The organism is Pseudomonas sp. CCC3.1, from assembly GCF_034347405.1.
In the GTDB taxonomy this organism is placed as follows: Bacteria; Pseudomonadota; Gammaproteobacteria; order Pseudomonadales; family Pseudomonadaceae; genus Aquipseudomonas.
Map to the genome: position 1 here is coordinate 4399382 of NZ_CP133778.1, position 12026 is coordinate 4411407.

The window sequence follows — 12026 nt, forward strand, 5'->3', positions numbered from 1 at the left end:
TTGCTATGCACGACGAACAGGGGCGCTGGTAACCGCTCCATACCTGACAGCCATGCACAATCCGTTTACCAGGCTCATGTCGTGCGGAGTCAGACAACGAATGGCTGTCAGATCAGGGCTGGCTACAATACATGCCAGTGACTTCGCCCGACTGACGGCCACATTCAAGCGGTTCTTCGAGTACAGAAAACCAATGTCTCGGGGCAGATAATCTTCATTCGAGGTCGCCATCGACACGATGACGATCTCTGCTTCCTGCCCCTGAAACTTATCCACAGTACCGACTCGAGCGCCCGCTGGCAGCACTTGTTTCAACAATTGCACTTGCAGGTTATAGGGGGCTACTACCAGGATGTTTTCGATGCAGATCTCGTGCTCAACGCCCTTGTTATCCACATAACGCTGGCGCAAGAAGTATGCGTAAAGGTCTTTGACCTGTGCCGCCTCTTCGGCCGAACTCTGACTGTTGCCATCGTGCTCCACAGGGCAAAACATCAGCCCGCTAGTCGGCACTTCCGGTCGCTGGCCATCCAGCACCAACACCCGCTGTTCGGTACCGGGCGCAGAAGAAAGCTGACCTTCGTACACAGCCTGCGAAATGAACGAGCACACGCTGGGGTGCATGCGCCAGGTTTGCGCCAGGAACACTCCGCGATCAGGTGCGATAGTGGGTGTGCCATCCAGTAGATAGTCGAGGATGGAATCGCCCGAGCGGCCCGGATGCACGCCTTGCACCGGCTGTGACAGTTGCATCTGGTCGCCCATCAGTACGATGTTGCTTGCAACCATACCCATCGTGACCAGGTTCGCCACGCTCACCTGGCCAGCCTCGTCGATGAACAGATAGTCCAGTTGCTCGGTGAAGGCGGGATCGGCAAACAGCCACGCAGTGCCGGCCGTCAAATCAATGTTCGGCCCCCAAGCATCGAGAAATTCGGTTTTGTCCTCGATCGAACGAATGCAGCGGCCAGTGAATTCCGTACCCTCTCCCTCCGAGGATTTTTTCAAACCCTTGAAAGTGAATCCCTCCTCTTGCGCGCGAGACTCGACAGCCGCCAGCAGGTTATTGATGGCGTGGTGCGAATTGGATGTCACGCCTATGCGCTTGCCTGCCTTGAGCAAGTCCACGATGACATGGGAACCGGTATAGGTCTTACCCGCACCCGGCGGTCCTTGAATAAACAGCACGCTGTTATCGAGGTTGCGTACCACTTGCTTGATGGCATCAATGGTCGGCAGACCGGGATCAAGCAGTGGCGCACCAGGCTCAACGTCTTTCACCCGTGGGGCGCGTCGATGCAGGAAGTCTGTAACCGCCTGGAAGCGCTGTTCGCCTGCCAGGAGGCTGTCGGCATAACGGAACAACGCCTTGCGCAGCGAAGTGGACGGGATTGGCTTGCCGGGGATCATGTCGAAGTAATCAGGCGGTGCATTTCTCTCTGTTGCCTTGAATGTCGCCAGACCGTTGTCATGGTCCAGATCAACCAACTGTGCGCTGGCCAAGGACTCGGTGATGAGACCTTGAGAGCCAGTACGCATTTTGGTTTCTTGAGGCTCGAAACTGTACTCATACAGATAAGACCGATTGATCGGTTCCGCAGGTGTTTTTGTACGCTGCAATCCGGCCAGACTCTCGATATCCTCCAGCAGCTCCTCGGTCGTCATGTCCAGACGGCTGAACATCTGCCACCACGTCGGTTTATCTGCGCGGCGGTGGAAGTCGAGTAACTGGAAAGTGAGCAAGGTGACCTGATCCTCGTCACTCATGGCCTCTTCCTCGATTGGCAGGCCACCGAGCAGACGAACGCGATAACTCTCCAGAAGAATCTCGATTTCCTTTTGCTCCACGACCGACTTCTCGCTTTCGGCCTGAGCTCCGATAAAAACGCCGGAATTTGACGGTTTGATCTTCAGCAGCCAGTTGCGCAAAAGGTACGTGGATAGCACATCGTCTTCGTTATAGCGCTCGATCTGCTCAAGCAACACCGATTCGCCGGTCTCTTTCCACCGCTCATAAAACACGATACTCGCGCCAGCATTGGTGACATCGCCGTCGCGTTGATCCATGTAAAAGTGCTCGATATTCTTGATCGAATAACTGGGCTCCGAAACCCGGATCGCTTCGCGCACGACCTTGTACAGATCGATCAGTTTGCCGTTGCGCAGCAACCAGTCCACTTGTGCTTCGCGTGTCCCATGCTGGCTCATCAGGCGCTTGATGGCCGTCTCTTCGTAACTGGCGTAGTGGTAAATATGCGCGTTGGGGTAACGCTTGAAATGACCGATGACCCAGTCGAGGAACTGCTCGAAGGCGACCTTTTCTTCTTCTCGGGTATGCGCCCAGAAGGGCTTGAAGGTTTGCTGCCCAGCTTCGTCGATGTACAGACCGAAGAGGTATTCCAAGCCACCCTCCTCCAGCGGATTGCCCTCCATGTCGAAGAACAGATCACCTTCGACCGCCTTGGGCATCCGATGGAAGCCACGCCGCTCACCGGAGACAGGCAGAAGTTCGAACAACGGGACATCACTGGAACGCCCCTGGAACTGCAAACGCGCTTGATGCCGCAACTTGCTCAACGACTCTGCCTGCAATTTCGGAATGCGCAGGTCGTCGGCACTGTCCGCCAGCTGGTGCAATGTGGTCACGCCGGCACTCTGTAACTTCTTGATTTGCGAACGGCTGATACCCGCTACCGCCGAGAGGTGATCGTCCTGCTGTCGTTGTTCGTCGCAGCGATCACGCCAGGCGCAGAACCCACAATGCCCGCATGGTTCGGGATAGGTGAATGGCGGTTCGGCACTGTTCACGAACGCATCGAAACGCTGCAGCACATGCTCCAGATAATCGGCGTAGGCGGCGACCCGAAAGGCCTGTTCGGTACGCGCAGCATCACCGAGTACGACATACATAAACGCTGGCTGCACACCCTGGATCGAGATCAGCATTCGTGAATAAAGCGCAACCTGCACAAGGAACTTGGCCTTGGCCGTTTTCGCCAGCTTGGTGTCGATCACCTCATAGCTGTGGTCGCCCAGTGCCGACGCCAGCGGCACTTTACGCAGAAAGTCGGCATGACCAATAAATGCGCCTTCCTGAAGCGACGCCTGGAAGATGATGTCGACACCGGCCTTCATGGCATGGATAGTCAGTTCCACCCGACGCGCGAAACTCGGATTGCCCTGGGCAATGTCGACTACGTTGGCATATTCGCTTTTGAGCCGCTCGAAAAAGGCCGCCTCATGGGCCAGGCCTTTGTCCTGTATCAATCGGTTCTGATCGCTCGCCGCCGCTTTTGCCATGGGCAAGACAAGGTTCTGAAGGTCTAGCGCCGTCAGGTGCTGACATTCAAGAAAACCGCAGATATCTGAGGCGGAGTACAGCTGAATTCCGTTTCGGGTTTGCATGGTCGCTCCGGTCCGGTGAAGCGACCTGGATCGCGTCACGCTGGTTCAATGTCGTATGGGAGTCAGGCGTCGAGCAAGCATTCGCAGAAAAATTGCCCAAACAAAGTCGTCGGCAAATGTTGTTCATCCAGCAGACCGAAGTGCTTGCCCACGTTACGCCCCAATGCCATCAACGTCCTTGCGGAGTTCGCGGTACCTGCATACCCGGCACTCATGATGTAGTCGATGCGCTCTTTCTCGGTCGTCGCACGCAGATACGCATTGCCCGTGATCAATACATCCACCAAACAGACACCTACCCGTTCATCACCCAGAGAGAATGGCTCCAATGTCTCGGTCGCCAGTGCCGCACACAATCCATCCTTGCCACCAGCAACGATTCGCTCAAGCTCTTCGAGCGGCCGACCGAACAGGTCGAACTCCTGGATCGTAAACGGGAAACAGTAGCCCAGGGCGGTAGCACGCTTGAGTGATTGATCATTGTTTGGGTCGGCCATCAGCCAGGCAACGAAGGACGCTTTACTGTCGAGTGCGCCGCCGTGACGGAACGTCAGATAATCCTTGAGGACCTGACTGAAGGGGTGCCCCGTAGGTACCCAACCATTGCCGTCACTTTCCCGCGTCTTCACCTCGATCTCTGGCAATGCTGGATTCGGATCAGTCGCCAGCATCGCACCGAAGCACCGCAGGTCGTAGCCGAGCATAAACAGACTGGCCTCGAAGGCGTGGCAACGCGCGGGCATTGACCCTTGCTCGGCGAACCATTTGGTACGTTCAAGCAGGTCTCGAATAATCCAGCCCAAGCGCACTTGCCAACGTGCCCATTCTGCATAATCGATCGCCGAAAACTGCGGCGCCGCCAGCCCGTTCAAGAAAGCTCCCGGGTTGCGAATCTGGCTGCCACGAGCGGCTCCGGACGGGAATGCGAGCAAGGGTTTGCCAACTCCCACCCATTGTTGACGAAACATCGAATACAACATGGCAATCGCAGCGCCTACGCGACTGTCATAAATGGGGGATCCCGAGATATCCAACAAGGCGTGAATCTTGGTCAGGCCAGCATCGAAACGCTCGACGCTACTCGTATCGAGATCATCAAGATCATTGCTACCGTCAAGCGACACAAGCACGGCCAACTTTTTCAAATAACGCGACAACTCGTTATTTGCGGCCAAACGATGCAAAAAGGGAATGGCTCCACGCACGCCACCCCAACGAAGGATTTGCAAACACGCCTGCAAAGCTTGTTGTTCATCGCCCGCGTTGACTGCACTTGTCAGCCACTCGCGAAGCTGCCCGAGAGAGCGCCGGGTTTCAGGCCAGGTTTGTGAATCCACCGCGCTTGGGTGGGTGTCCAGCCAACTTGCCTTCCAGCAATAGTGCTCAAGGACCTGCTCGAACCCTTGGACATCAGTCACCAAACCGTCAGGTACGAACTTGCTGGACTTGAAACGCAGCTTGAACGTGAGCGTCGGCAAATTCGCTTCCAGCCATGCAATGAAAGACTGAACTTCAGGTTGTGCCAGGAACTGTTTGCGCTTCATCCCGCGCCCTTCCAAGTAGTGTCGAAAGGCCACACCCTAAGCAAAAGAACAGGCTACGTCCACGTTGTTTGTTCATACAGGTAAACAAACGGAACAGGTCCGGAGCCCCGGATAGACACTATTCCTTTGCGCGCAGAGTTTGCCGCGTCCATATGTAAAGAATTCAGGCACACCATCAATTCAGTCGACATCCATTGTTCCTCACTCGGCGACAAGGTGTGACGCGCATGAGTGCAATGTGCTTCATCCAAAGGTAAAGGCAGAGGCTCCCCGGACATTGAGATGACTTTTTTGCCTCGAGCTTATGGCCAGTTGATATTACTCACGCTTGACGCCATGCTCTGCGGTTCGTGAGCCAGAGTAAGGAAACCAGCGTTGCCCACGCACTCCACCCGCACAACCATCTCCCGCCAATGGGAAATGCTCAAACTGCTTCCAAATCGTGCCCCAGGCCTTACTGCCGCCGAACTCCTCCAACAGTTGGAAGAGGCCGGCCATCGCACGACAAAACGTACGGTTGAGCGAGACCTCAACGAACTGTCGAGCCTGTTTCCATTGCACTGCAACGATAAAGGCACGCCTTATGGTTGGTACTGGCAACCTGGACGCTCCATCGACCTGCCTGGAATCACGGTGGGAGAAGCGCTGACCCTGCGTTTGGTGGAGGACAGCATTCGCCCATTGGTACCCGGGCTGATGCTCAAGAGCCTTGAACCTCGCTTCAGTCAAGCGCGACAAAAGCTCACGGCTCTTGGTGAGGAAAGCGCTTCGGCGCGCTGGGTCGACAAGGTCGCCAGCGTACAACCGGCACTGAACTTGATTGCCCCGGAAATCAATGCAGAGCATCTGGACCAGTTGCATCGAGCACTGCTCGAAGACTTGCAACTGCACTGCCGGTACCGGTCGGCGAATAAAAATCGCGTGCATGAACTCGCGCTCAGTCCACTGGGTTTGGTGCAGCGCGGGCAGATCACCTACCTGGTCGCCTGCGCCGAGGTCTTCGACGACGTTCGACTGTACGCAGCCCATCGCTTCGAAGCCGTCACTCTTCTCAGTCAACCCGGCCGAAGACCCGCGGACTTCAAGCTAGCCGATTACGTCCAGAGTGGTGCCATGCAGTTTGGCGAAGGCCAGATGATCCAGTTACGCGCCTGGGTCGACCCCACTCTCGCCAAACGCCTGCGCGAGACTCCGCTGTCGGAGGATATGAAACTGATTGATGAATCGGACGGTGCTCTCTTGACCGCCACGATCAACAACAGCTGGGAGCTGAAATGGTGGCTGCTGTCACAAGCTGGCGCCATCCGTATCGACGAGCCAAAGACTCTACGCCAGTCCTTGATCGACAGTCAGCGCCAAAGTCTGGCCTTGCATGACACCACGATGTGAACGACAACCACCTATCTGCCTAACGAGTCAGCCCTCATGGATTTCCAGACCCTTAAGGCGCGTCACCGCCTTGAACGCGACACTCATCACGTCAATCTCACTTTGCGTGTACACCGCTCCTTGAGCTGGCTGCAGCGGGCAGAGCAGGCAGACGACGCCGACGGCCGTTTCGTCTTCTTGTGGATTGCCTTCAACGCGGCCTATGCGACTGACATCGATGAGAACTATCGACTTTCGGAGCAGGAAACCTTCCGCGCCTTTCTTCGCAAGCTGTGCGACCTGGACCAGGGGCGGCAGATTGAGAAATTGGTGTGGTCTGAATTTTCCGGAAGCATTCGCGTGCTGTTGGACAATCAGTACGTTTTTCAGAGTTTCTGGGATTACCAGAATGGCAAGATCAGCGAACAGCAATGGACCGAGCGTTTTGCCGATGGCCGACGCAGAGCGCAGGCAGCGCTGGCACAGCGCGATACCGCTGAAGTGCTCGCGGTGCTGTTCAATCGAATCTACACCTTGCGTAATCAGATCATGCACGGCGGTGCGACCTGGGACAGCAGCATCAATCGACCTCAGTTGCGCGACTGCAGCAATCTGCTCGGCAAGCTGGTCCCGTTGGTCATTGAGTTAATGCTTGATAAGCCCGCCACCCTCTGGGGAGACGCCTGCTACCCGGTGGTCCGGGTCTGACGTCCGCAGTCAGTACCGCTGATTGCCACATCCATCTATCAAGGGAAGCAACCGCTTTGCGGTCAAAGCTTTGCGACAAGGAAATTTGCAATGAATAAAATGTTTGTCAGTCCCTGGCTAATGGTTTCCCCCGACGGCCCTGTTACCAGCGCCCTCGACAAACCGGGCCTGATACACATGCGTCAAGGAGATGCTGATGCCGCTTGCGGACCCTACGCCCTGATGATGGGTCTGATTACCCTGGGTGCGCTTGAGAGGGAACATATCGCCTACATGGGCGACTGGGATGGACGCAGTCGCGATGGCCGATTCCGTAATGCACTTCGAGAGCATGGCGCACTGGTTTCCCGGGGCACAACCACCAAGGACCTGATTGGCCTGGCGGGGCATTTTCGGGGTGAGGGAATTTTGTCTGAGCTGATCAATGGAAATAAGAAAGAGATCGTCGACGCTGTACAGGACGCCATTAAAAGCGACGCTGTCGTCCTGGTCTGCGTGAGCTGGTCGAAGCTGGAAGGCCACTGGTTGATGGTCGTGGGGCATCAGGGCTATGAGGATGGCGGTGTCTACCAACCCACTCATCTGCTGTGCCTGGATCCTCTGAGCGAAGCACCAAAGGCATCACTGTGGAACGCGGTCATTGCCGTCTATGACGACGAAGGCAAAGCGGTGCGCGGCGGCACATACTCCTGCGATCATTGGGGCATGGACGGCCAAGTCTCGCCATGCAAGCTGGATCAGTTGTTGACGCTCTGCTTGGAGAGCTAATGCACACTGCCCAAGCCTTGGGCCTCAAGGATCATGCGGTCGAGCATTGCGAGCATGTCGTCGACATCAATTTCCTGGAAACAGCCGCTCTGCTCCTGTTCGAGGATCATGGCGGCGAACTCCTCGCTGTACTCGACCTCACCCTCTGCTTCGACTACCGAGGGTGATGGGGTGTCCGGGTAACCTTCAGCTTGATCTTTACACATCGCAAACCTCGAACTGAATGAGACTTTAGCTAAACGGTCGCGCCAGCTTGGCCTTGAAGATTTCCAGCCCCGTCGCAGGCCGGACATCCAGGTCGACATGCTGGCATGCAGGGCAAGCTGAAAACCAGTCTTTGCCCTCACGCAACGCATCGCTAGGTGGCACAGTTGTTTTATGCCAATGGCATTGGGGGCAGGTGAATGTGAAGGGATGTGGTGGCCAGGGCATTAGAGAACAACCTGCTGGTGGTGAAAAAAACGCGGTCGACAGTGCCGCAGTTGTCAGGCCGATTCAGCCGCTCGTTTTTCCAGCTCTTGTTTCATCTCCATGTATTCACGGAAGAACTCGTAGCCTTTCTTGGCGACGACGATGACGCCAACAATTGCGAACAGATTTTTCATGGTGCGGCCTCTCGGGGTTACAGATCTCAGTGGCTCGGGTCGATGAAAACCATCGTTTTGCCTGTTGATGAGAGAAGCATGAGGGGCCTTCGCGACAGGGAGTGTCGTGAACGGTTGAGCCGACAGTTTTCGCTGAGAACCGCATCCTGGGTCTGAGCGCCATTCCGGATGCGGTGTTCAGAGCGAGGTTCTTGAGTAACCAGATGCATCCTGCAGGGTTTACTCGGTTTCGTGTTTACTGGCGAGGCTCCTGAGCAACACGTTATTCATGTGTTGGGAATGTGTGCATATAGCACCGGCTTCCCAAGGCTCTGCTTCCATCATCAGATACTGCTTAACACTGTCGATGGTGTTGTTCTTATAAAACTCTTTCTTAGCCGCGGGCATGAAATTACTCAGGCGTGAGTTCTTGTCATGGCTGATCAGGCAGAGATTGCCGAACGAATTCAGCGCGCCAGCGTCGAGCTGAACTTGTCCGTCTAATGGATGCTGCGGGTAGTAATGCTCTACCGAACTACGGAAAGTGAATTCATAGGATTTAACCGGCTCGCTTGCGCCGTGCTCAAGCCAAAGCAGGTAGTCCAGAAAGTTGAACACCAGGTTGTTTTCGATGTTGCCAAACGTCAATCTGGACTCAATTTTCTCCGCGGTAATGCTTTCGCGACGTGTCTGACATCCACCCTTGTTCTGATAAATGATCGCGTAGTAATCCAGGCCTGTCTCTGGAGCGAGAAATCGGTCAAAGACAAACGCCTTGGCGACCGACTCCATGTGCTGAAGATAAGCTTGAGCGTCAATCTGATCAGCATGAAACAGGTGATGCAGCGCTGCATTCAGCCAGTGTTTGTAGACCAGCGTTGGCGTAGAAACATGAAATGCCGACAGCAGCATCAGAATGCGACGGTTGATGCCTTCATTACCGTCCTCTTCGCCGAAGGTATTCACATAACTTCCTCGACCAGCGCGGCTGCGCTCACCGCCCTCATTCCACTTGAAGCGTTTGAAGCTCCAGCCATCAGCGCCCTTGATGAACTCGCGCTTGATTACATACTGGTCAAACAGATACTTGCAGCGCAGCAGGCTGAAGGTAAAACGCTTCACCGCGGCCACTGGGTCGGGTTGTTTTAATACGTACTCTTCAAAGGTGTCGAGCAGGCGCTTGTCATCCAGAGGGATGTCCGCTTGGATATCGACGCGCAGCACATGCAACAGGAAGTTCGGGAAGTTAATAATCGTGTTGAAACGCTCTGGCGAGTCCTCACTTGGCTCATCCTGCTTCGCAGCGACTGGTGCCTTGGCAATGATCTGATCAAGGGTCAAGCGATTGTCCTGCTGGGCAGCCACCTCTTGCGTACTGTGCAACGCAGCCCGAAGCGAATCGAAGTCAGCGAGTTCAAATTGTCCCCAGTTTTTTTCGCCAAAAATGCTGCCTCGCTGGCCAGGCGTGAAGCCCATTTGCACATAGCGCTCCATGTTGGCGCAGGCTTCCCATACTGCGTGCAAGCAATTCTGACTCTGCTCGCAACCCTGCAACTTCTCCATCATCCGCGCCTTGAGCACTTCGTGCTTTTCCAGCTGCTCACCGCGGTTGTTCATAATCTCGAAGTAATGGTTCAGGTCCGTATCAGCCGGTACCTTTACCCGCATGATTTGTACGTAGTCAAACAAGTAGTCGGCGAATTGCTGAGGCGAAATCCCCTTCTCCTTCAGCTTCTGAGGCAAGACTTTCTGGATCAGCCGATAGCCATTGAGGATGCCGGTATTGATCTGCCTCTCGACCAATACCTCGGCAGGATCGTCGTTGAACTTCCCCTCGAAGATGGCCGCAAAGGTCGCGCGCGAATTCTCGCGGCTGTCAAAGTGAATGCTCAAAGTCGAATACCAGGCGAGATCCACCAACCGGGTGTTTTTCAGATACGACGTCAACAACGACAGGGTCGTCAGCCGCTGTTGGCCGTCAATGGTTTCAAACACCGGGGTTTTGCTATCCGGGCGCTCATACACCACCAGAGTGCCAATGTAGTAATTGCGCGCTTTATCAGAGGTCGTTGGCAGGTAGTCGATCACGTCCTGAATGAGCTGAGTGATCTCACCCTCCTCCCAGGCGTAATTACGCTGATACATCGGGATAACATACTCAACGCTACCGCTCAGCAGCGCCTTGATGGAAAGCTGGCTGATTTCATTACTCATAATATTTCATCGCCTTGAACAGAGCCTCGATCTCACCGGTCCTGGTTGACTTCGTACCGCTCAACACCGCCAGGCTGCAGTTTATAAAGTCGCAAGGACGTGTGGCTTCCTTGATCAACCTGAAGAGATTGTTCTCCAGCACATGGTTATCCATGCTTGCCAGCTGCACTACCTGCATCTTCAGGCGCAGGCTATAGGCCCAGACGAAAACCTTTTCGATGGCGCGGGAGATATCCGCGTGACCAAACTTGTCGATGTAATAGATCAATAGGCAATCGAACATCGCCCGTACATAACAATCGCCGGTTCGGGTTCTTGCCGGGTAAGTATTGAGGGTATCCATGATAGTTTTCGCATAGCCATCGAGCCCCTCAGCCCCCGCCAGTTCATGCCCGTTCCAGGACTCGGCGCTGATCCGCGCCACTTTGCTCTGGTAGTGGCTGATCAGCTCAAAAAAACGCCGGCCATTGATGATGATCTGATCCAGATGGAAGGGAAAACCGAGCTCGCGCGAGTCGATCTTGCGCTCGTACTGCCCGTTGTAGTTATCGACAAAATGGTGAGCGATGCGCAGTTGCTCCACATAGGGATAGCTGGCCACCGTGTCGATGTTCACGCCCTTGAACAAGTCGCTGTCATCTTTGCTGAAGTAACGGGCCGAAATCCCTTTCGACCAGTTGCGGATGCGGTACAGGTACTGGGAGAACAGTGTGGCTAACTCCTTGGAGTCGCTGTTCTCCCAACGCGCTACAGTTGCCGCCTTCAATGGCTCGTCATGCGGGCCGAATTCACGCAGATGATAAGCCTTGAGCAGATCATGGGGCTCCAGGTCCCTGCCCCGCGCATTCTGCGAGTCGAAGAACTGGAAGGCTTCCGACACATCGTTCAAGGCCACGGCCACGACCTGGCACTTGTTCAGGAAGAAGTCGATATGCACCTCGGTGAAGTCCGCACGGGAAACTATGCGGGCCACCTCAAGGTAATTGCTGTGGATGTTCTTCTGCGAGATCTCGCTGCTAAAGCTTGGGTTCACCATCGCTTGCTCAAGTTTAAGCAGGCGCTCTTGCAGGTCGTTGCGTTCGAGCTTTTTTTCTTTGTTACGCTGAATCAACGCACGGGCCGCCAGCAGCAGGCTGACAGTCCGCTGCTGGCCGTCGACGATGTTCCTTGTCCCACCCTCTTGATGAAAAACGATAGTGCCCAAGCGGTAGGCGGACTTGTCCTTGTGGATGGCGATATCGGAGAACAGTTGGTTGATATTCTTCCCGGTCCACTTGTAGGGACGCTGGTACTGGGGAACATCCAGCGCAGAATCCATAAGCAGTTCATAGACACTGACGATCTGGCTGGATAGTTCAGTGGGTTGCGGCAGGTGAATCGCTTCCGTGCTCAGATTGGTCATAGCAGTCGGGTTCTTCCGGTTAGGAGTTCTTGC

8 protein-coding genes are annotated in these 12026 nt (G+C 55.1%); 3 read left to right on the forward strand and 5 right to left on the reverse strand.

Going from position 1 to position 12026, the window contains the following annotated elements; translation table 11 throughout:
• Nucleotides 1–3: 3 nt before the first annotated feature.
• Nucleotides 4–3405, reverse strand: a complete 3402-nt coding sequence (locus tag RHM56_RS19365) for a TM0106 family RecB-like putative nuclease (protein ID WP_322235045.1) — start codon at nt 3403–3405, stop codon at nt 4–6.
• Nucleotides 3406–3467: 62 nt separating this feature from the next.
• Nucleotides 3468–4949: a hypothetical protein gene (locus RHM56_RS19370; RefSeq protein WP_070413314.1), complete on the reverse strand. Its 1482-nt coding sequence runs from the start codon at nt 4947–4949 to the stop codon at nt 3468–3470.
• Between the two features lie 375 nt (nt 4950–5324).
• On the opposite strand from RHM56_RS19370, the gene RHM56_RS19375 reads away from it, so the two are divergent.
• The 3 genes from RHM56_RS19375 to RHM56_RS19385 all read left to right on the forward strand — a co-directional run bounded on the left by RHM56_RS19375 (nt 5325) and on the right by RHM56_RS19385 (nt 7793).
• Entirely contained in the window at nt 5325–6338 is a 1014-nt protein-coding gene (locus tag RHM56_RS19375) for a helix-turn-helix transcriptional regulator (RefSeq protein WP_070413313.1), read from the forward strand.
• A gap of 36 nt (nt 6339–6374) precedes the next feature.
• Complete coding sequence (locus tag RHM56_RS19380; protein ID WP_070413312.1) at nt 6375–7025, forward strand: HEPN domain-containing protein; 651 nt, start codon at nt 6375–6377, stop codon at nt 7023–7025.
• Nucleotides 7026–7115: 90 nt separating this feature from the next.
• Nucleotides 7116–7793, forward strand: coding sequence for a hypothetical protein (locus RHM56_RS19385; protein ID WP_070413311.1), 678 nt, complete (start codon nt 7116–7118; stop codon nt 7791–7793).
• Here the strand turns inward: RHM56_RS19385 and RHM56_RS19390 are convergent.
• The 3 genes from RHM56_RS19390 to RHM56_RS19400 form a co-directional block, all read right to left on the reverse strand.
• On the reverse strand, nt 7790–7999 hold the full coding sequence (locus RHM56_RS19390) for a hypothetical protein (protein WP_070413310.1): 210 nt from the start codon (nt 7997–7999) through the stop codon (nt 7790–7792). The genes RHM56_RS19385 and RHM56_RS19390 overlap by 4 nt on opposite strands.
• 618 nt (nt 8000–8617) lie before the next feature.
• Nucleotides 8618–10591, reverse strand: a complete 1974-nt coding sequence (locus RHM56_RS19395) for a GmrSD restriction endonuclease domain-containing protein (protein WP_070413309.1) — start codon at nt 10589–10591, stop codon at nt 8618–8620.
• Nucleotides 10584–11993 (reverse strand): DUF262 domain-containing protein, encoded by a 1410-nt coding sequence (locus tag RHM56_RS19400; RefSeq protein WP_070413308.1) that lies wholly within the window; start codon nt 11991–11993, stop codon nt 10584–10586. Before RHM56_RS19400 ends, RHM56_RS19395 begins: the two co-directional genes overlap by 8 nt.
• Nucleotides 11994–12026: the final 33 nt, after the last annotated feature.

Coding starts and splice junctions, on each gene's coding strand:
- RHM56_RS19390 (WP_070413310.1), bottom strand. CDS start 7,999: ATGTGTAAAGATCAAGCTGAAGGTTACCCGGACACCCCATCACCCTCG.
- RHM56_RS19395 (WP_070413309.1), bottom strand. CDS start 10,591: ATGAGTAATGAAATCAGCCAGCTTTCCATCAAGGCGCTGCTGAGCGGT.
- RHM56_RS19385 (WP_070413311.1), top strand. CDS start 7,116: ATGAATAAAATGTTTGTCAGTCCCTGGCTAATGGTTTCCCCCGACGGC.
- RHM56_RS19370 (WP_070413314.1), bottom strand. CDS start 4,949: ATGAAGCGCAAACAGTTCCTGGCACAACCTGAAGTTCAGTCTTTCATT.
- RHM56_RS19400 (WP_070413308.1), bottom strand. CDS start 11,993: ATGACCAATCTGAGCACGGAAGCGATTCACCTGCCGCAACCCACTGAA.
- RHM56_RS19365 (WP_322235045.1), bottom strand. CDS start 3,405: ATGCAAACCCGAAACGGAATTCAGCTGTACTCCGCCTCAGATATCTGC.
- RHM56_RS19380 (WP_070413312.1), top strand. CDS start 6,375: ATGGATTTCCAGACCCTTAAGGCGCGTCACCGCCTTGAACGCGACACT.